Below are 21,169 nucleotides of genomic sequence, written 5' to 3'. Positions count from 1 at the left end.
GAGAGTAGATATATATGGGAAAAAACCGGATAGCCATTGTAATCTGTTATCTGTTGATTGTAACAGGTTATTTTGCAGGAGACTGGTATCTTCAACAAAATGGAATGGAGTATCTTTTGAAAATAAAACTGGTGACAGGCATCTTTCTCTGGTGTTTACCAGTGTTTCTGATTGGATCGTTTCTCTGGAGAGCGTATCAGAAGAAACAGGCAGGGCTTTGGTTCGGACTGTTTCTTACTTATGTGATTGTCATGGCACTGGTGAGTGTCTGCGCTGCATTTATTCAGGTGGCACAGATGGAAGACGAATATCGGATGAAAGATGGTTATCTGCGGATCACAGAATCTGCCGCTTATGGTACTCCCAACGAGGTATATTATGCGGAGCCCGTATATGGGATTGCAAGACGGAGATTTACCTGGGATACAGAGCATTATGCACAGAGCCTTTCCATAATCTATGATACGGAGTTTGTGCCGATGATGGATGAGAGGAAAGGGCAGGTCTACATATCTGAAGATTATCCAGATGTGAAGGTGCAGGTGTGGGGAGTGGATCGCACAGCTGACCCGGAATTAAAAGAGAATCTGTCCTATCTGCTCACCTCATCGGAGATTGAGAAAAAAGGACAGGCCTATTTTGGTGATGCTGTACAGCTGACCAAAAAGCAGCAGACGACTGCGGAGCAGATGAATCTGGAGGACAATCTAAGTTATGAAGTGACAGCATTGACGATTCCTGCAGATCAGATGGATGCCGCAGGAGCGAAGATTGCTGCATTTATACAGGAAGAACTGAAAACCAGTCTGTTTGATCATGTACAGGGAAGCATTTTTATCGTATTGAAAAGTTCCTTGAGCGATCCAGAAGGCTGGTCATTTAATCTTCCATTCAGTGTACATCCATCTGACAGCTGGGTTTATGGTGCAGATGTTACAGCAGAAGTGATCCAGAGCCGTCTCCACACAGAACTGATTCAGTATCAGCAGTCAGGATCCTGGGTGGAAGAGCCAGACAGCAGCAACCATGCTTATGATGATACGGTCTATTCAGGTGGAGATGATGTAGAAGAAGCACCAGAAGGGCAGGATCAGACAGAGTTCTATAATCAGATCAATGATGGATATGTGGCGATCTATTCTGAATATATGGCGGATGCAGACGGAGCCCGTTTTCAGACTACCCAGGATGCCAAAGGAAATTCGCGGATGTTGGTCTATGAAGATGATGATAAGGTAAGGTTTCTGGTTTATGATAGAGTGTCTAAGAATGAAAAATGTCTGCTCTATGTTTATCATGAAGCGGATAAAGCATCCGATGGCAGCTATAGTCTGCAGGAAGCAAGAATTCTGGATATGTATGCCTATGTGATCGACACAGGAGAAGTGATCGATTCCGGCAGACAGGCATGGGGAGATGTGGGAACATCGGAGTATCGGGAGGCCACCGGTGAATAGGAAAGAAATAGACAACGTTCTTTTACGTGATGAGGATAGTATAAAATGAAAACTATCGGTCCAGCAATCATAAGATTAATGAGAAATCCAGAAAGATATTTCAGAAGATTATTGAAAAAATGCAGGAAAAGGGTGCAGAAGGTGTTATTCTGGGATGCACAGAGATCGGTTTACTGATTCATCAGTCAGCTGTCTCTGTCCCGGTATTTGATACAACAGTTATTCATGCAAAAAAGGCAGTTCAAATTGCATTGACTGACAGGTGATATATATGAGGTTTTTTAATGGTCAATGGTACTTGGGATAACGATAGTTTCGGTTGACGATACTGATGTGGAGGACAAAAGGAGTAGACAGATGTTATTATTTTTGAAAGTGTTTTTAACGGAATTCATCGCGGAGATGGGAGACAAAACGCAGCTCATGCTCATTGCTCTTACTTCCAAGTATAAGTTAAGAGATATTATATTGGGAACTGCTGCAGCAATCCTTGTGTTGAATGGACTGGCCGTTCTTGCTGGAGGATTTGTCAGTGAATTTATTCCTGACTGGCTCATCAAAGTTATTGCAGCATTTGCATTTCTCTATTTTGCTGCATCGACGATTGCCGGTGATGATGACGATGAAGAGGAAGAGGGCGGTAGATCAAAGATCAAGTTCGCCCCGCTTGCAGTGTTCTGCACGTTTTTCGTAGCAGAACTGGGAGATAAGACACAATTGACTGCGATTACATTTGGTGCAAATGAAGGAATGAATGTTGCAGTGATTGTATGGATCGCCTGTTCTCTGGGACTTTTTGCAGCAGACATCTTAGGAATGCTGGCCGGTTATCTGCTGAAGAGCAAGACACCGGAGGGACTGCTTAACACACTGGCATTTGGAATCTTCTCTGTGTTCGGTGTATATACACTGTTCCAGGGCTTGAAGCTCATCAGCACAGATGTCTGTCCGATTCCGATGTTGCCAGTACTTGTGGCAGCATCGGCGGTTTTTGTTGCGATCTGTGTCCGTCCTTTTATAAGAAGAGAGAAAAAGGCAAAATAGGGTCATGATTAGATCATAGGAAAATTGAAGGAAGAAATACTGAAATTAGATGTTTACATCCTGAAAAATGTATGTGGAACATAAATTTACGTCCTGAAAAGTGTGTATATACAGCTAAAACTCCGCCTGAAAAATGTTGACTCGAGCATTTTGAAATAATAAAATAAGAAACATGCATATGTAAATTTTGACAGAATAAAAGAATATCTGGATAAATGATGCGAAGAAAGGCATGAGAACAGAAAAAAGGTGACTTATGAAGAAAAGTACATTACTTTTTGCTTGTATACTGGCAATCATTTGTTTATCTGGCTGTGCGAGATCAGATAATGCCGTATCAGACCAGCCATCCGCAGTCAGCATTCCTGTGGTCGAAGAAGATATGGAAGCGGAAGTGCAGGATGCTGTTCCGGAGACAGAAGAACCAGTATTGGAAGTATCAGATGAATACAGGATCATCATGGTAGGAGATGTGCTGTTACATACTCCCATAGAGGAAAATTGCAGACAGGCAGATGGAAGTTATGATTATAGTTCGTTGTTTGCACATACGAAGGACGAGATTGCATCAGCAGATCTGGCACTGGTGAATCAGGAGGTGATCATCGGTGGCGAGGAGCTTGGCATTAGCGGTTATCCGTGTTTCAATGCGGACTTCAGCCTTAGTGATGCCCTGGTGGATGCTGGATTTGATGTGATCTGTCATGCAACCAATCATGCCATGGACAAAGGGCGTGCAGGACTTGTAAACTGTGCGGAACATTGGAAAGAGCAATATCCGCAGATCACGGTTCTTGGAATTCATGATACGGAAGAAACCTCCACATCCCGTGGCGCAGATCCATCAATTATAGAGCTGCCGGATATGAAGGTTGCTGTTCTGAACTATACATATGGAACCAATGGAATCGCACTTCCATCGGATATGCCTTATGCGGTGGATCTGTTGGATGAGGAACAGGTGGCTGCAGACATTCAAAGAGCAGAAGAACTGGCAGATTTTACAATCGTGTGTCCACACTGGGGAACAGAATATCGGTTGACACCAGATGATATGCAGGAAAAGTGGACACAAATTTTTCTGAAAAATGGCGCAAATCTGGTTCTGGGAACCCATCCTCATGTGATCGAGCCAGTTGAATGGGTAACAGATGAAGAGACGGGGCATGAAATGCTGGTCTACTATTCACTGGGTAATTTTGTGAACTGGACTTCTGGAATCGGAGAAGGAATTGCTAACCGTATGGTAGGCGGTATGGCAGAAGTAACCATTTCCAAGGATGATACCGGTGAAGTGAAGGTCATTGATTATGGAGTTCGTCCGCTGGTCAGTCATGTGACATCAGAGCCAGGCAGCGTGTCGGCTTATTTTCTGGATGATTACACCGAACAGTTGGAAGCAGAAAATGAGATTACTACGCAGGATCCGGAGTTTTCCATAGAATATTGTATAGATTTATGTAATTCTGTGTGGGGCGAACTCTGGATTTGTCAGTAGAAACTGGCAAGGGCTTTTTCCATATTCTTATTAAGAAATCTTTAATTCCAGGGTACAAAAAAAGGTGCAGGAGGATTACATCATGGAACGAGTAGTACAATTTTTAAAAGAAGCAGAGACATATTATTTGGCAACAGTAGAAGGTGACCAGCCAAGAGTAAGACCTTTTGGAACAGCACACATTTTTGAAGGGAAGCTGTATATTCAGACTGGAAAGGTAAAGGATGTTTCAAAGCAGATTCATGCAAACCCGAAGGTAGAAATCTGCGCATTTAAAAATGGCGAGTGGCTTCGTGTAGCCGGAGAACTTGTAGAAGATGACAGAAGAGAAGCAAGACAGTCTATGCTCGATGCTTATCCATCTTTACAGAATATGTATTCAGCAGATGATGGAAATACAGAGGTGTTCTATTTAAAAAATGCGACAGCTACATTCTCATCATTTACACACGAACCGGAAATAGTGAAGTTTTAAAGGATAGCTGAAGATGGAAAAAAGTAAGAACCCCAAAATACATAAAAAGATAGATGTCAGCTTTTATAAGAGTATTGTTGATCAGGACAGGGCATCCGTTGTTATATGCAATCTTAAACATGAGATTATTTACATGAATCCGGCAGCTGTTATCAGTTATGCGAAGCGAGGTGGCGATAAACTTATTGGAAGAAGTCTGTTAGATTGTCATAATCCAGAATCCAGGGATAAAATAAGGCAGGTAGTGGATTGGTTTGCAGTAGATGAAAGTCATAATATCGTCTATACTTTTCACAATGAGAAACAGAATAAAGATGTTTACATGGTGGCACTCAGAGATGAGGGTAAGCTGATAGGATATTATGAGAAACATGAATATCGAAATTCAGAAACCATGAAACCATACGATTTGTGGTGATGATATGACGAAGGATGAATGGTATAGGATGTAGTATAATGAGAACAGGAGAGTCAGAGGATAAAGGAGGAATTAAAACATGAACAATAAAGGAATTGGTGCAATTTTCTGTCTGATAGCTGCGATTTTAATTTCAGTATATTATCTGACAGCAGCAATCTTTATGAGCCATGTAACATCCTGGAATGCGGGACTGTTTGCAGCAGGTCTGGAGTATGAGGGGCCACTTCTGCTGATGGCTGCGACCGTAGCATTAGTAGTTGGAATTTTATTTCTGGGATATGGAGTATTTCAGGATATCAGGGAGAGAATGAATCACAAATGAAAAGAGTAGTATTATTTGGAATTATGATCATGCTTTTATGCAGTGGATGCAGTGCAAAAGAGGAACCAAAACAAGAGAAGGAACAGCAGGAGCAGATACAGCCCCAGTCTACAGAGAATACAGAGATTGAAGATGGAGAAGATGCAAAGACTGACACTGAAACAGAAGAGACTGATGAGGTTGGTGATATTCAGAAGGAGCTTGCAAAGATAGAGGAGCAGTCCATCGGATATGAAAATGCTGACTGGAGCAGCATGGGGCAAGCGGACATGAATCAGACCACAGCACAATGGTATCAACTCTGGGATGATGAACTGAATTCCTTATGGAGCAGATTGAGCGATGAACTGGATGCGGAAACGAAAGCAAAGGTGCTGGAAGAACAGCGGGCATGGATCAAGCAAAAAGAAGCACGTGTAAAAGGTGTCGGTATGGAGGTTAATGGTGGAAGCCTTCAGCCGCAGTTGGAAAATACCGTCGCAGAGGAAATAACTCGTGCGAGAGCATACATCCTTGCCGGATATCTGGCTGATGCAAGAAAGGAATCTTTCTCGATTCCGCTTGAGATTCAGAAGAGTATAGATGCAAGTAATCTTAATTTGGATGATGTTTTTGCAAAGTTTGAAGGGCAATGGATCTTTGACGAACGCCGTGGTGCATGTGTTGGTGTTGCTAAATCTGAAGACTGTGATTATGGAGTGAAAGGAAGCAGTTGGACGGTCTGGGTCACAGGTGGAGGTATCTTATCAGATCTTGATGTATATGGTTATACAGAAGATACGATTATTTTCAAGATCGAAAGAGATGGATATGACGATTGCTATGAACTCTCATTTGACCAGTCAGGAGCACTGAACCTTGCATATGGAACATCGTTAGATGTTATGGACGATGTGATTGTTTGCCATTAGAGTAAAAAATGTATGACGGCAGAATTTTTCTGCCGTCGTTTGAAATATATGTTGCTTTTTATATATCTGTATGTTATTCTTTGAACATACAATAAATCTAACTAATTCATATTTCATTCTCGGAGCTTTGATCAAGCAATATTCCCGATAATGATACAATTTTATACAGAACAGATACGGGAAGAAGATGCTTTCCGAGAAAGAGAACCTGTGGTAAGATAAAAGTAAGTGAAGTTTTCTCTTTGAATATTTGTTTTGTACAAATACGAAAGGAGAAAGATATGAAAAAGAATGCTAACTTTCTGATGTCCCCGACTGTAGACTATTGTTTTAAGGAATTATTGGCCTATCCGGAGATCAGAAAAGGATTTGTGGCAGCAGTTCTAAATAAAGCTCCAGAAGAAATCAAAGAAACTATATTAATGCCTACAATTCTTAGTAAAGACAGCGAAGATGGAAAATATGGTATCTTGGATGTTCGTGTAAAGCTTTGGAATGGCTCACAGATGGATCTGGAAATGCAGGTGGCACCATTTGCATTTTGGGATAAAAGAATCATTTTTTATCTGAGTAAAATGTATACTGAACAGATTAAAGAAGGAGAAAGTTACGAAAATTTAAAACAATGTGCACATGTCAGTATTTTGAATTTTAATCTATTTCCGAAAGATCAGGAGTGCTTTCGTGAGATAGCATTTTGCGACTTAAAAACAAAACAGAAGTATACGGATCTTCTGGATATTTATGTGCTGGAGTTGAAGAAACTTCCGCCAGAGAAGAAGGATGAGCCGTTGATTATCAAATGGATGCGGTTTCTTTCCGCGGAAAAGAAGGAGGACTTTGAAAAGATGGCAGGAGAGGATACTTATATTAACGAAGCCTATGAAGTTCTGCAGAAGCTTAGTGCCGATGAAAGAAAAAAACTGGAATATGAGGCGAGACAAAAAGCTATTCGGGATTATAATTCACAGATGAGTAGTTCTTTTAAGAATGGAGAAGCAAGAGGAGAAAAACGTGGGGAAAAACGAGTGAACAGTTTATATGAAAAATTGATGAATACCGGACGGATGGAGGAATTGAAAAAAGCGATATCAGATGACTCATACAGAGAAAAGTTATATGAGGAGTATGACTTATAAAATGTATATACACGTTTGATGCCACGACAACATTTATACAAGCAATATACTGCAATTTTCTTGATAATCCGTATCTAAGATGATAAAATAATCAATGAAATTACTATATCTGATTCACACATCTACAGAGTATTTGGTGAAAAAGACAAGATGGCAAAAATGAATAAGAGAACTCTGACGGCAAGGATGATCCGAGCAGGAATAGTTGCGAAATAAGATTTTACAGAACCATTTTTCTGACGAACTGCCGGGAAAGTGGTTCTTTTTGTGTAGAAAAATAACAGGAGGGGAACATGTTAAAGGTAGCAGTATATGGAAAGGGTGGAATCGGAAAATCTACGGTAACTTCGAATCTGGCGGCGGCATTTGCCACTATGGGGAAACGTGTTATTCAGATCGGGTGTGATCCGAAAGCAGATTCTACCATCAATTTACTTGGGGGTGAGCCGCTTCGCCCGGTGATGAATTACATGAGAGAAGAAGATGAGGAGCCAGATGATCTTTCGCAGATTTCTAAAGAGGGTTATGGGGGGATCCTCTGTATTGAGACCGGAGGTCCGACACCGGGACTTGGCTGTGCTGGGCGAGGCATTATTGCAACATTTCAGTTGTTGGAAGATATGGAATTATTTGAACATTATAAACCAGATGTGGTTTTGTACGATGTCTTGGGTGATGTGGTATGCGGCGGATTTGCAGCACCTATTCGAGAAGGATATGCGGATAAAGTCCTGATCGTTACATCCGGGGAGAAAATGGCATTGTATGCCGCCAATAATATTTCCAGTGCAGTTCGAAACTTTGAGGATCGCAGTTATGCCCGGGTATTTGGAATCGTGTTAAATCACAGAAATGTAGAAAATGAGACAGAGAAAGTACAGGCATTTTCAGAGAAGATCGGAGTACCCATCGTGGGAGAGGTGCCACGAAGTGATGAGATCATCCACTGGGAAGAGCAGGGAAAGACGGTGATCGAAGGAGATCCAACTTCCAGGATCAGTAAATGTTTCTTTGACCTTGCGGCACTGCTGTGGAAAGAAGAGGAAGGTGCATGAGACAGGAAGCTTATTTTTGTACGGTAAAAGAGCTGGATGAGCTGGGAAAAAATAACATTCCGCAGCAGTTGATATCTCATACGCATCTGATCTACAGTTCTCCAGCCACGCTGGCATTCAACTCGCCGGGAGCCGAAGGATTTGGTGTCAAACGAGCAGGACTGGCAGTGCCAGATTCCATTATGCTGATCGTATCTCCGGGATGCTGTGGACGCAATACGTCAGTTCTCAGTTCCATGCGGGCATATCATGACCGGTTTTATTATCTGCTGATGGACGAGACGGATATTGTGACAGGAAGACATTTGAAAAAGATTCCGAAGGCTGTGGCGGAGATCTGTGAAGGTCTTGAGAAAAAGCCATCGGTTGTAATGATCTGTATCACCTGCGTGGATGCACTGCTTGGCACGGATATGGAGCGCGTCTGTCATAAGGCAGAGGAGTCTGTGGGAATTCCAGTGAGACCCTGTTATATGTATGCATTGACCAGAGAGGGCAGGAAGCCACCCATGGTGCATGTACGGCAGTCCATCTATTCTCTGCTGGAACCGAAGAAGAAAAAAGGAAATGTGGTAAATCTGCTGGGATATTTTTCGCCGCTGATTGACGATTGTGAGCTGTATGGGTTACTTCGCGGAGCGGGTGTGAAAACCATTCATGAGATCTCCAGGTGCAGGGATTACGCAGAATATCAGACTATGGCAGAAGCAAATTTTAATCTGGTATTGCACCCGGAAGCGCGATTCGCAGCAGAAGATTTTCATGACCGGTTGAAAATTCCCTATATCGAGCTTAGAAGACTTTATCAGACTGACAAAATTGCCAGCCAGTATCAAGCTTTTGGGGCGGCACTGGGAGTACAGTTCGATGATGAAGCACCGCGTAAGGCAGCGGAGGATGCTATCATAAAATTCCGGGAACTGAATCCTGAAGCATCCTTTGCCGTTGGAGAGTGGATGAACGCAGATCCATTTGAACTGGCACTTGCGCTGGTTCGCTACGGATTCCGTGTGCCGGAGATTTATGGAACTTTATCAGGAGAAAATTTCGTCTATGTAAAACAGCTGGCGAAGATAAGTCAAGAGACAAAAGTATTTTCCAATCTGGAACCAACTATGCTGTATTATGACGGAATTCAGTCAGGGGTCAATCTGACCATTGGAAAAGATGCGGGATATTATCATAAAGAATGTCCGAATGTGCGATGGAATGAGGAACAGCAGCCTTTTGGTTACGCGGGGGTGCGCAGACTGTTTGAGGCATTGGCGGAGGTATCATACAATGAGAGGGCTTAGAAAATTCCTGACACCTTTTGCACCGGATCAGTCCGGTGCAGTATCTGTATTTTATGAATTTGGCGGGATTATCGTGATCTGTGATGCCGGTGGCTGTACCGGAAATATCTGTGGATTTGATGAGCCGCGGTGGTTTGAGAGCAAAAGTGCCCTGTTCAGTGCGGGACTTCGTGATATGGATGCGATTCTTGGCCGGGATGACAGACTGGTGGCAAAGCTTGCAGATGCAGCCACAAAGCTGGATGCAAAATTTGCGGCGATCATCGGAACACCGGTTCCTGCCGTGATCGGAACCGATTATCATGCATTAAAGCGTATGACAGAGAAAAAGGTGGATCTGCCGATCATGACTGTGGATACGGATGGCATGGAACTGTATGATAAAGGCGAAGAAAAAGCATGGCTGGAACTGTTTTATGTTTTTGCAGGTGAAAAGGAAGATGTGATTCCGGGCAGGGTCGGGATCCTTGGTATGACACCGCAGGATATCAGTGATCTGTATGCTGCAGATCGTATCAGAAAACGTTTTGCAGAGGAAGGAAAGACAGCTGTCTGTTATGGAATGGGAGACGGACTGGGGGCTGTGAAGAAGGTTTCCAATGTGGAGAGACATATTGTGGTATCTCCGGCAGCCCTGGAGGCGGCAAAATATCTGGAACGAACCTATGGAACACCTTATGAGGTTGGATATCCGCTGGTGGATGAACTGATTTTTGACATGGATTATCATAGGAAAAAGGTGCTGATTGTACACCAGCAGGTAATTGGTTCTGCCATTCGGGAAGAAATTTTAAAAAAGGCGCCGGATGCACAGATAACGGTGGCGAGCTGGTTCATGGTAAAGCCGGAACTTCGCAAGGATGGAGATCTTCACTTGAGAGATGAAGAGGATTATATCCAGTTGGTGGAAAGCGGAGATTTCGACGTGATCTATGCGGATCGCTGCATGGAGCGGATGACACCAGAATTTTCCGGAACTTTTGTGGACACGGTGCATTTTGCTGTATCGGGACGTCTTACGGAAGTGAGAAAACCGGGTTGCCAATGATCCTGTGATGAGGGAAGAGTATGAACAAGAAGGAACTGACCTGGCGTATCCGAGTATATGGCATCGTTCAGGGGGTTGGTTTTCGGCCAACGGTGAGTCGTCATGCGACATCCAACGGAATCTGCGGAACGGTCTGCAATAAGGGACCTTATGTGGAAATATATGCTCAGGGGCAAAAGAAACAGATGGAAGGATTCCTGAAGGCACTGGAAGTCCAACCACCCAAACGTGCAGCTATTTTAAAAATCAATACAGAGGATGTCACAGCAGAGACAGACATGCATTTTGAGACGTTTGATATTATTGAAAGTGAAAAGACCAAGGGAGAGATCTTTGTTTCGCCGGATATTGCGATCTGCGAAGAATGTAAGGAAGAAATGTATGATCCGAAGGACAGACGTTATCTGCATCCATTTATCAATTGTACCTGCTGCGGGCCAAGACTTACCATTCTGGATGCGCTGCCCTATGACCGGGAACGGACGAGCATGAAAGAATTTCCCATGTGCCCGGACTGTGCAGAGGAATATGAGGATGAAACGACAAGGCGCTATGATGCGCAGCCGGTGTGCTGTAACAAATGTGGACCGGAAGTTTATCTGATCGGCAGATCAGAGCGGGGACGGGATGCCATCACTTATACGCGCCAGATGATCAGCGAAGGCAAGATTGTGGCGATCAAAGGAATCGGCGGCTTCCATCTGTGCTGTGATGCTACCAATGAAGAAGCAGTCCAGCGTCTGCGGATGTTAAAGAGACGTCCGGCCAAGCCTTTTGCAGTTATGGCAAAGGATGAATCGGTGGTAAAGCGGGAATGTGTGATGACACCGGAGCAGGAGATGATCCTGACCGGCCATCAAAAACCAATCCTTCTGCTGGATAAAGAAAATGACGGAAGACTGGCGCCTTCTATTGCACCGGGCAATCCAAAAGTTGGAGTGATGCTTCCATATGCACCTGTGCAGTTATTAATTTTTCAGTATGATGACGGAATCAAGATGCCGGATATTCTGGTCATGACAAGTGGAAATACTTCCGGCGCACCGATCTGCCGCGAGGATACGGAGGCAGTTGCGGAGCTGTCACATCTGTGTGATGCCATGCTGTCCCATAATCGAAAGATCAGGATCCGGGCAGATGATACGGTCATGGACTTTTACAAAAATGAACCGTACATGATCCGACGTTCCAGAGGTTATGCACCGCTTCCATTTATGATGTCGACAGACTGGAAAGGGAAGGTGCTCGCAGTCGGTGGAGAGCTGAAGAATACCTTTTGTATTGGTGTGGACAGTCGGTTTTATCCGTCTCCATATGTGGGAGACCTGGAAGACTTAAGGACAGTAAAAGCACTGCAGGAGACGATCCAACGGTTTCAGACACTATTGGAAGTACATCCGCAGGTGGTAGTCTGTGATCTGCATCCGAAATATAATTCCACAGTGGTGGCAGAAGAGCTGGGTTATCCGATAGTAAAGGTGCAGCACCATTATGCACATATTTTATCCTGCATGGTAGAAAATGACTGTCAGGAGCCGGTCATTGGAGTTGCCTTTGACGGAACCGGATATGGAACAGATGGTACGATCTGGGGTGGAGAGATTCTGCTGGCAGATTATGAGGACTTTACCAGATTTGGAAATATAACTCCATTTTTACAAATTGGCGGAGATATTTCTGCAAAAGAAGGCTGGCGGATCGCAGTATCTATGATCTACGGCTATACCAAAGACCGTGAGCTTGCAGGGGAGATTATGAAAAAGCTTGATCTGTGTAGTGAGAAAGAGAGCAAGGTACAGTTTGCCATGGCAGACAGGAAGTTGAATACAGTGCTCTCTACCAGTGTGGGACGGTTATTTGATGCAGTCAGTGCAATTCTTGGTATCAGACATAAGTCCAGCTTTGAAGGAGAGGCATCCATGGCACTGGAATTTGCAGCAGAAGCATATGAGCAAAAAGATCATGAACAGAAACAAAATAAGAAAATAGATCCGTTGGTATATGAAGAAGACGGACATGTTATTCTGAATACCCAATTGTTGGTGCAGCGGATTGTGGAAGCAAAGCTGCAGGGGGCAGATAGTGGCAGACTGGCGTATTGGTTCCATGAGATACTGGCAGAGCAGATCACAGCTGTCTGTGTGGAAGCTCGAAATGTAAGCGGCAGGCAGAAAGCTGTCTTAAGCGGTGGCGTGTTTCAGAATCGCCTGTTGTTGCGTCTGACAGAAGAACGGTTGACAGAAGAAGGATTTGAAGTGCTGCGGCACCGTATGGTTCCGCCAAATGACGGAGGAATCGCTGTCGGACAGGCGGCATATGGTATGGCACAACTATTCAGAGCTATGCACATGGGCTCTGAATAGTTACAGTATAGAATGGGAGGCTATAAAAATGTGTGTAGGTTTATCTGCGAAAGTAGTAAAGATCAGCAATGGTACTGCAGTTATTGATGCAGGCGGTGCAAAAAGAGAGGTTTCTGCCCAGCTTCTGGAAGATCTGGAGCCGGGAGATTACGTGATGGTTCATGCAGGTGTGGCCATCGCAAAGATCACAGAAGAGGATGACAGCGAGACAGAGCATCTCATGGAGGAATTTTTACAATGAAGACAGCCAGAGAGATAATTGAAACCTATGATGGTCCTCATGTGCGGATCATGGAAGTGTGTGGGACACATACTCATGAGATCTTCCGGCTGGGAATCCGTAAATTACTGCCGGAACAGGTAGAGCTGATCTCAGGACCGGGATGTCCGGTATGTGTAACACCGGTCAGTTTTATTGACGAAGCAATTTACCTGGCACTGGAAAAGAGGGTTACTATCTGTACTTTTGGAGATCTGGTCCGTGTGCCAGGAACGAAGATGAGTCTTGCGGGTGCGCGGGAACAGGGGGCAAAGGTCCGCATTGTGTATTCTCCGGCGGATGCTGAAAAATATGCCAGAGAACACAGGGATGAGCAGGTGGTATTTTTGTCGGTTGGATTCGAGACAACAACACCGGCGGGATGTCTTTCCGTCAAAGCGGCAAAGGAAGACGGCCTTCACAATTACTCCATACTGACTGCCAACAAAACCATGCCTCAGGCTTATGAAGCGTTAAAGGGAAGCGCCGATGTATTTTTATATCCGGGACATGTCAATGCCATCACAGGAACACATCTGTGTGAGACATTAGCAGAAGAAGGCATCAGTGGTGTTGTGGCAGGATTTACGGCAAAAGAGCTGATGACAGCACTTGCAGTTGCACTGGCAAAATTTCAGGAAGGAAAGCCGTTTTTTGTAAACTGTTATCCACGTGTGGTGACACAGGATGGAAGCAGGGAGGCACAGCAGCTGGTAGATGAGATGATGGAAGCCTGTGACAGTGAATGGCGAGGGCTGGGGGTGATCCCTGCATCTGGAATGAGGCTAAGACAGGAGTGGCAGGAGTTTGATGCGCGGATTAAATATCAGATGCCAAAGATAGAAGGAAAACCGAATCCTGCCTGTCGTTGCGGCGATGTGCTGCAGGGAAAATGCAGACCCTCCGATTGTAAAGTGTTCGGAAAAGTCTGTACGCCGCAGCATCCGGTGGGGGCTTGTATGGTATCCGGTGAGGGAGCATGTTCTGCGTACTATCAATATGCATAACTATTCAGAGCCATGCACAGGCTCGTAAATATGTGACGTATGCTTGCATACAGGAACATATTTCGGTGCCTGTATATGGCGAGAAGCCATACATGAGCAAAAGGAAAGCTTCGAAGAAGCGGTTTTGCGAATGTGGCTCTGAATAGTTGCCAATACCTAAAGAAAGAAGGAAAATGTGATGGAAAATAAAACAGTAACAATGGCGCATGGTGCTGGTGGTAAGCAGACATCTGAATTGATCGATCAGATATTCAAGGCACATTTTGCAAATAAGGATCTGACGGCTGATGATGCAGCGGTACTACTTCCGCCTGTGGGGAAAATGGCAGTTTCTACGGATGGTTTCATTGTTTCTCCGGCATTTTTCCCGGGAGGAAATATTGGCAAACTGTCTATCTGTGGAACGGTCAATGACCTTGCCTGTATGGGAGCAAGACCACTGTATCTTACCTGTGCATTTGTCATTGAAGAAGGATTCTCTATGGAAAAACTGGAGGAGATCGCTTCTGCCATGGAGAAAACGGCAAAAGAAGCAGGTGTACATATTGTGTCAGGAGATACCAAGGTAGCCGGAAAAGGTCAGGTGGATGGTGTATTTATCACTACAACGGGAATAGGCGCGATTGAAGAAGGAGTCACTGTTGGTGGAGCACTGGCACAACCGGGCGATGCGATCATTGTGACTGGCGATATCGGGCGACATGGATGTACGATCCTGCTGGAACGGGAAGATTTCGGAATTGATGCGGATGTGACCAGTGACTGTGCACCTCTGTGGAATACGGTAAAGGCAGTTATGGATACCACACACGATCTGCATGTGATCCGTGATGCCACCAGAGGTGGAGTGGGAACAGTTCTGTATGAGATTGCAGGGCAGAGTAATGTGGGTATTCGTCTGGATGCAAAAGCTGTCCCGGTACAGCCAGAAGTAAAAGGTGTCTGTGGAATGCTGGGTCTGGAGCCTTTATATCTGGCATGTGAAGGAAGACTTGTGATCATAGCACCGAAAAAAGAGGCAGATGCCGTTGTAGAGACATTACGGAAATGTCCTTATTCCGCAGATGCAGCGATCATTGGCGAGGTGATCTCAGAAGAACCAGGAAGAGTGATCATGGAGACTGAGATCGGAACACAGGCACTGCTCCCCCAGCCAGGAGGAGAGCTTTTACCGCGGATCTGTTAAACAGCTGTGAATCGTTGCGAATTGTTGTAAATAAACAGGAGGAATCAAAGCATGGACACCAGAGTGGCAGTTATTTCCATTATTGTAGAACAGGATGATGCGATTGAAGAATTAAACACATTGCTTCATGAAGCGCGCCAGTACATTATTGGCAGAATGGGGATTCCATACCGTGCAAAAGGAATCAGCATCATCAGCATTGCCATTGATGCGCCGCAGGATAAGATCAGCGCACTTTCTGGAAAGATCGGACACTTAAAAGGCATATCAGCGAAGACGGCCTATTCTAATGTGATCACTCCGGCAGAAGGAGGAGCAGACGATTGAGCAGGATAGCAATAAAAGATGCTTCGTTTCCTGCACCGTTTGCATCGAAGCTGGAATATAATTCGCCAGTGCACGGCAACTGGAATATTGTGCACACAGGGATGCAGGTTCCCGAGTCTATACAGATCTATGTCTGTGCAGAGAACTGTATGCGTGGAGTTGTGCTGACTGCTGCGGAGATGAATGCGTCAGATCGTTTTTCCTATGTCATTGTGGAGCAGAAAGATGTCTTATACAGTAATCTGGATGATCTTACCATTGAGGGAGTGACTGATGTGCTGAACAAACGGGGAGACCATCCAAAAGCTGTTTTGCTGTTTACTGTCTGTCTGCATCATTTTCTGGGAAGTGATCTGAAATATATTTATCGGAAATTAGAGGAACGTTTCCCGGATATCTGTTTTATTCGATGTTATATGGATCCAATCATGCAAAAGCATAGCCTGACTCCGGATCAGAAGCTTCGGAAAGCTATGTATGACATGCTTCCAGTCTGTGAAGCAGAGGAAAAGAGCGTCTCTGTATTTGGCAGTGATTTTGCCCTGAATGAGAGCAGTGACATCAAGCGGCTATTGAAGCGATATGGGTATACAGTGCGGGAACTGCCTGCCTGTAATACCTGGCAGGAACTGCTGGAGATGAGCAAGGGGCGTCTGTTTATCAACTGTTATCCTGCAGGAAAATATGGAATGGAAGCGCAGGCAAGACGTCTGGGTCGCGAGCATCTTTATATGCCGGGTAGTTTTTCTTATGAAGAGATCGAACGGCAGTTAAAGCAGTTAACAGACATGCTTGGATTGCCGGAGCTGACGAAAGACGAGCTGGCGCACGAATGTGCGATCTGTGAGGAAAAGCTTACAGAAGCAAGAAACCTGATCCAGGAGACACCGATTGTCTTAGATTATCTATACCATCCAAGACCACTGGGACTGGCAAAACTGCTTCTGACACATGGTTTCCGTGTGAAAGCAGTCTATCTGGACAGTATCAGCCCGGAAGAGAAAGAGGAGTTCTTCTGGCTTAAAGAACACGCACCGGAACTGGAACTGATCGCGACGATCCTGCCAAAGATGCGGATCCTGCCAAGAGGCAGCGGCGAAGAAGTGCTTGCAATCGGGCAGAAAGCAGCTTATTTCAGTCGCAGCCGACATTTTGTCAATCTGGTACAGGGAGAAGGTCTGTATGGATTCGATGGTATCCGAAGAACTGCAGAGCTGATGATGGATGCATATCAAAATGAAAAAAATACAGAAAAACTGGTCGGTCAAAAGGGATGGGGGTGCGAATGCTGTCTATGAGACAATCATATCGAATCATACCGGTATATACGGCAGATGTGTCAGGTGTCTGTTCTGCCTTGTATGAACTGGGCGGAATGACAGTCATGCATGACCCTTCCGGATGCAATTCTACTTATAATACCCATGATGAGATCCGCTGGTACGATCAGGACAGTCTGATCTATATCTCCGGACTTACAGAAACAGATGCGATCATGGGAAATGACCGGAAATTTATTGATGATATTGCAGATGCAGCCAGTGAACTGCAGCCTGCATTCATTGCCCTGGCGGGTTCGCCGATTCCTTATATGAATGGTACGGACTTTCCGGCAATCGCGCGAGTGATTGAAAATAAAACAGGTATCCCTACATTTTCTGTGCCGACAAATGGCATGCATGATTATGTATATGGAGCTGGAATGGCATTGGAAGAGATTGCAAGGCGCTTCGTCAAAGCACCTGGCTGTCAGGCGAAAAGTGGTTCTTCTTGCAGTGTCAACCTTCTGGGCATAACACCACTGGATTTTGGCCCACAGGAACATGTAGATACATTAAAAGAAAATCTGAACAGATATGGATGGAATGTTTTGTCTACATGGGCTATGGGAGATGACTTCGAGACTTTACAGACATCAGGAAATGCAGATGTCAATCTGGTGGCATCTGCAGTGGGACTGCGGGCAGCAAAGGTTCTCTGGGAAACCTGCCACATTCCTTATGTGATCGGAACACCGAATCAGTGGCTGGCAGAAGATATTTCCCATGCACTGGAGATGGCGGTTACGCAGCAGACAGCCACTGCAAATGTATATTTGCAGAACCGTATGCAACAGGAGACAGAGATTACTCTGATCGGAGAGCCGGTCACTATGGGATCGTTGGCAGCAGGTATCGAGAAAAAATATGGACGCATGACCCGTGTACTGTGTCCGTTAAAGGAATGCGAATCTTTGCTTGGCAGGAACGACAAAGTAGTGCTCGGGGAAGAGGCGATGGAAGAGGAACTGAAGAATGCAAAGATCATTGTAGCAGATCCTCTGTATCGTCCGATCTGTCCCAAGGACAGTACCTTTTATGAAATCCCGCATGTGGCATTTTCGGGAAGAATGTTTATTGATAAATAAGGATTTGAGGAGGAAGTGTTGAATGAAATACGTAACATATTTGTATGATAACAAAGAATCGGTCGGTTTCTTAAATGAATCGGACAACGCGGTTTATCCATTGTCGTTTGCAGATATGAATGCACTGATTGAAGCACCTAAGGAGAAGCTTGAGGTTGCCATAAAGGAAGCAAAGAATAAGATTTTGCTATCAGATGTTACATTGCTTGCACCGATTCCAAGACCAAAGCAGGATGTGATCTGCCTTGGAATCAACTACAAGGCGCATGCTATTGAAGAACTTTCCTCGGGCATGACACTTATGCCGGGCACCATCATTGCAACAGGAACACCTTCAGGCGTAGGCATGGGATTTGATCCACCTAAGTTTCTGAAGTCAGGTGATATGGTCGAGTGTTCTATTGAAGGAATTGGAACACTTTGCAATGTGGTGCGATAGGCACGTATAATATTGAAAAGTATGAAAAAAAGAAACATAGTTTATTATCTGCTCCTTATTCTTATCATGGCTGTTCTGACGGGCTGCGGTTATACGCAGGAAGAAAAGGCAGAGATGAAGCGTTATGAGAAGCAAGGTCGTGAAAACGCGGAGAATTATATTAAAGCGAAATATGGAATTGATGCAAAAGTCAGGGAATTGAACTGTGAGAAATATAATTCAGGTCCGGTTCCTGATTTTTTCCCTTCTCCCACTGGAAATGTGTTCATAAGGATGAACTATCAGGGAAAAGATTTTTCTGTTTTTATTTCAGGAGAAAGGGAAAATACCGAAGGAATCGATAATTATCAATTTCAGGAGATTGTCACAGCGTTTTCACAGGAACTGGATGAAATCACAGGATTTCATGCAGAAAGCGTATTTGTGAGCTATGGTGAGTACGAAACGGTAAATGACGAGAAGAATGGAATGATACGCACTTTCTATGACGGAGGAAATCTGTCAGAAATATTGCAGGATGAATCTGCGAGAACTGTTGTGTCTTATGTGAATCAGGCAGTAGATCAGATTCCTGTATCAGTGATAAGCCGGGCAACTGGTGTTGATACGATTTTATTTGCAGACTATGAGAGTCGGGAAGCGTATCAGACGGTTCAGCAGCCCTATTATAATCTGGCTGGCTGGCCTATTGAAAACGGCATTGAAGACCAGTTATACCAGATAAATGGCTACCGTATTGTAAGTGCAGGTGAAGATACTTATATAAAATGTGAAAAGAAAATTCAGGATGATATTATCCTGATTACAGAGCAGCCACAGGAGCAAGTGGCACTTGAGAAGACGGTTCTGGACTCGCAGGAGAACTGGAATGGAAATGGTTTTATTGACGCAAAACAGGTGACAGACGCATATACACTTGAGACGGATGCAGAAAAAGTATATGTGTATTTTCCAGTAGAAAAACTGGATACAGACGATGTGGAACATGCACAGTTAGTCAAACAGTATCAGTATCAGGATGAGACATGCTATCGCAATATCCTAGGTGGTGTGACGGATGATGGCAGATATATTCGAGGTATCATCTACACAAGAGATGAGTCAGAGATAAAGATATCTGTGTTTGTAGATGAAAAGTGAAATATCTGAATTGGTGCATGAAATAAGTATTGTTATTGTGTGGACAGAGCTAAAGTTTAGGGAGGGTTAAAAGATGCAGAAGATTACATTTGAAGTGTGCGCCGGAAGTTATCAGGACTGTTTGGCTGCAGAAAAGGGAGGAGCAGACCGGGTAGAACTGAACAGTGCTTTAAGCGTGGGCGGACTGACGCCATCACTTATCAGTCTTATGCGGGCAAAGAAGGAGACATCCCTCAAGATTGTGTGTATGGTACGACCGCGGGCAGGCGGGTTCTGCTATGATGAAACAGAAGCACAGCTTATGCTGGAGGAGGCGGAACTGCTTCTGGAGCATGGAGCTGATGGAATTGCTTTCGGATTTCTGAAAGCAGACAGAACTGTGGACGCGGAGAAGACGAAAAAAATGGTGGAACTGATTCATGTGAAAGGCGGGGAGGCTGTATTCCACAGAGCCTTTGATGTGACACCGGAACCGGAAAAAGCTATCGAGACAATGATAGACTGCGGTGTGGATCGGTTGCTTACCAGTGGGCAGCAGGCAAAAGCGTCGGAGGGCGTAACATTGCTCGCAGAGCTTCAGAATAAGTACGGAGATAAGATCGAATTGTTGGCTGGAAGCGGTGTCAACGCTGGAAATGTACGGGAACTCATGGAAAAGACAGGCATTCGTCAGATACATTCTTCCTGCAAATCCTACCGCATGGATTCTACTACAGAAACTGGTAGTGTAAGTTATGCATATCTGTCAGATCCACATCGGATGGATTATGAATTCGTGGACGTTGAACTGGTGAAAGCACTGGCAGCGCAGATCCGTTAAAATAGGTGAAATCTCAATCGGGATTAACAAAGTAATCGATCTTCTTTGGCGCAGAATATAGTGAAGATTTTGACGGGTTTCATGTATTTGATACGGAGTTCTGTAATTTATAACAGATAATCACAGGGATAGCTTGAGCTATCCCTGCGTGTTTATTAGCTGAAAAGTGTTATTCGGTGAATGTATACCGTACAAATGTTCCTTGATTATCTCCGGTTACAATCACAACATCTCCTTTATCGGTGGTTGTAGTTTCGAGAATCGGATATCTTCCATTTTCTTTTACATAAGCTTCCGGGCTGGCAGCCTCCGCTTCTATCAGTGTCTTCTGGCTGTGTTTTTCTCCACCGCAGGGGTTGATTTCTTCAATAAAGATTTCGTAGTCATGCATAAAAATATCCTCCTGTAATTAGCTGTCATACATATAGTATAGGAAAAATTCTGTCTGCTTTCAAAAGCAGTTTTGCATAAAAATATGAATAGTTTTTTGTGCGTTATTACTATTCCCAATGGAAGAGCAATTTAAGAAAATCATTTGAAATTTTTTAATGAATCG

The 21,169-nt window shown here is 44.4% G+C and carries 22 protein-coding genes and 1 pseudogene; 22 read left to right on the top strand and 1 reads right to left on the bottom strand.

The genetic code is table 11. From position 1 onward, the window contains the following. Positions 1–14 precede the first annotated feature (14 nt). From WMO62_RS07825 to WMO62_RS07720, 22 genes and pseudogenes are all read left to right on the top strand, one after another. The gene (locus WMO62_RS07825) at positions 15–1,457 is read left to right on the top strand and encodes a hypothetical protein (RefSeq protein WP_349144320.1); all 1,443 of its coding nucleotides are present in this window, start codon (positions 15–17) and stop codon (positions 1,455–1,457) included. A 74-nt stretch (positions 1,458–1,531) separates the two neighbouring features. After that, on the top strand, positions 1,532–1,723 hold the full coding sequence (locus tag WMO62_RS07820) for an aspartate/glutamate racemase family protein (protein ID WP_349144338.1): 192 nt from the start codon (positions 1,532–1,534) through the stop codon (positions 1,721–1,723). A 91-nt stretch (positions 1,724–1,814) separates the two neighbouring features. After that, positions 1,815–2,501, top strand: coding sequence for a TMEM165/GDT1 family protein (locus WMO62_RS07815; RefSeq protein WP_349144319.1), 687 nt, complete (start codon positions 1,815–1,817; stop codon positions 2,499–2,501). Positions 2,502–2,757: 256 nt separating this feature from the next. Beyond that, entirely contained in the window at positions 2,758–3,999 is a 1,242-nt protein-coding gene (locus WMO62_RS07810) for a CapA family protein (RefSeq protein WP_349144318.1), read from the top strand. A gap of 82 nt (positions 4,000–4,081) precedes the next feature. Beyond that, complete coding sequence (locus WMO62_RS07805) at positions 4,082–4,474, top strand: pyridoxamine 5'-phosphate oxidase family protein (RefSeq protein WP_117496133.1); 393 nt, start codon at positions 4,082–4,084, stop codon at positions 4,472–4,474. A gap of 13 nt (positions 4,475–4,487) precedes the next feature. Further along, positions 4,488–4,892 carry a PAS domain-containing protein gene (locus WMO62_RS07800; RefSeq protein ID WP_117496132.1) on the top strand — a complete coding sequence of 135 codons (405 nt, stop codon included), beginning with the start codon at positions 4,488–4,490 and terminating at the stop codon, positions 4,890–4,892. A gap of 79 nt (positions 4,893–4,971) precedes the next feature. Continuing rightward, the gene (locus WMO62_RS07795; protein ID WP_349144317.1) at positions 4,972–5,217 is read left to right on the top strand and encodes a hypothetical protein; all 246 of its coding nucleotides are present in this window, start codon (positions 4,972–4,974) and stop codon (positions 5,215–5,217) included. Continuing rightward, a complete protein-coding gene (locus WMO62_RS07790; protein WP_349144316.1) occupies positions 5,214–6,128 on the top strand; it encodes a lysozyme inhibitor LprI family protein in 915 nt (304 codons plus the stop codon). The genes WMO62_RS07795 and WMO62_RS07790 overlap by 4 nt, the downstream gene beginning before the upstream one ends. A 281-nt stretch (positions 6,129–6,409) precedes the next feature. Next, positions 6,410–7,267, top strand: coding sequence for an Rpn family recombination-promoting nuclease/putative transposase (locus WMO62_RS07785; RefSeq protein ID WP_349144315.1), 858 nt, complete (start codon positions 6,410–6,412; stop codon positions 7,265–7,267). Positions 7,268–7,560: 293 nt separating this feature from the next. After that, entirely contained in the window at positions 7,561–8,322 is a 762-nt protein-coding gene (locus WMO62_RS07780) for a nucleotide-binding protein (protein ID WP_147600685.1), read from the top strand. Beyond that, positions 8,319–9,617, top strand: a complete 1,299-nt coding sequence (locus WMO62_RS07775; protein ID WP_349144314.1) for a nitrogenase component 1 — start codon at positions 8,319–8,321, stop codon at positions 9,615–9,617. Before WMO62_RS07780 ends, WMO62_RS07775 begins: the two co-directional genes overlap by 4 nt. Then, positions 9,604–10,665 (top strand): nitrogenase component 1, encoded by a 1,062-nt coding sequence (locus WMO62_RS07770; RefSeq protein WP_349144313.1) that lies wholly within the window; start codon positions 9,604–9,606, stop codon positions 10,663–10,665. Before WMO62_RS07775 ends, WMO62_RS07770 begins: the two co-directional genes overlap by 14 nt. Positions 10,666–10,685: 20 nt before the next feature. Next, a complete protein-coding gene (gene hypF, locus WMO62_RS07765; RefSeq protein WP_349144312.1) occupies positions 10,686–13,028 on the top strand; it encodes a carbamoyltransferase HypF in 2,343 nt (780 codons plus the stop codon). A gap of 28 nt (positions 13,029–13,056) precedes the next feature. Continuing rightward, complete coding sequence (locus WMO62_RS07760) at positions 13,057–13,269, top strand: HypC/HybG/HupF family hydrogenase formation chaperone (RefSeq protein ID WP_117496125.1); 213 nt, start codon at positions 13,057–13,059, stop codon at positions 13,267–13,269. Continuing rightward, complete coding sequence (gene hypD / locus WMO62_RS07755) at positions 13,266–14,294, top strand: hydrogenase formation protein HypD (protein WP_349144311.1); 1,029 nt, start codon at positions 13,266–13,268, stop codon at positions 14,292–14,294. The genes WMO62_RS07760 and hypD overlap by 4 nt, the downstream gene beginning before the upstream one ends. A 178-nt stretch (positions 14,295–14,472) precedes the next feature. Then, entirely contained in the window at positions 14,473–15,480 is a 1,008-nt protein-coding gene (gene hypE / locus WMO62_RS07750; protein WP_349144310.1) for a hydrogenase expression/formation protein HypE, read from the top strand. 51 nt (positions 15,481–15,531) lie between these two features. After that, positions 15,532–15,807, top strand: coding sequence for a TM1266 family iron-only hydrogenase system putative regulator (locus WMO62_RS07745; RefSeq protein ID WP_118438300.1), 276 nt, complete (start codon positions 15,532–15,534; stop codon positions 15,805–15,807). Continuing rightward, entirely contained in the window at positions 15,804–17,105 is a 1,302-nt protein-coding gene (locus WMO62_RS07740; protein ID WP_349144309.1) for a nitrogenase component 1, read from the top strand. Before WMO62_RS07745 ends, WMO62_RS07740 begins: the two co-directional genes overlap by 4 nt. Beyond that, entirely contained in the window at positions 17,102–18,214 is a 1,113-nt protein-coding gene (locus tag WMO62_RS07735) for a nitrogenase component 1 (RefSeq protein ID WP_349144308.1), read from the top strand. The genes WMO62_RS07740 and WMO62_RS07735 overlap by 4 nt, the downstream gene beginning before the upstream one ends. A 262-nt stretch (positions 18,215–18,476) precedes the next feature. After that, positions 18,477–18,653 (top strand): annotated as a pseudogene (locus tag WMO62_RS15905) (fumarylacetoacetate hydrolase family protein); the annotation flags it as partial. Between the two features lie 21 nt (positions 18,654–18,674). After that, positions 18,675–19,793: a hypothetical protein gene (locus WMO62_RS07725; protein WP_349144306.1), complete on the top strand. Its 1,119-nt coding sequence runs from the start codon at positions 18,675–18,677 to the stop codon at positions 19,791–19,793. A gap of 73 nt (positions 19,794–19,866) precedes the next feature. Beyond that, positions 19,867–20,613 (top strand): copper homeostasis protein CutC, encoded by a 747-nt coding sequence (locus WMO62_RS07720; protein WP_349144305.1) that lies wholly within the window; start codon positions 19,867–19,869, stop codon positions 20,611–20,613. A gap of 169 nt (positions 20,614–20,782) precedes the next feature. Here the strand turns inward: WMO62_RS07720 and WMO62_RS07715 are convergent, their stop codons facing one another. Then, positions 20,783–21,004, bottom strand: coding sequence for a hypothetical protein (locus WMO62_RS07715; RefSeq protein WP_117496120.1), 222 nt, complete (start codon positions 21,002–21,004; stop codon positions 20,783–20,785). Between the last annotated feature and the right edge of the window lie 165 nt (positions 21,005–21,169).

The organism is Hominiventricola aquisgranensis, assembly GCF_040096225.1.
Taxonomy (GTDB): domain Bacteria; phylum Bacillota; class Clostridia; order Lachnospirales; family Lachnospiraceae; genus Hominiventricola; species Hominiventricola aquisgranensis.
This window is presented reverse-complemented; position numbering and strand designations above follow the sequence as displayed.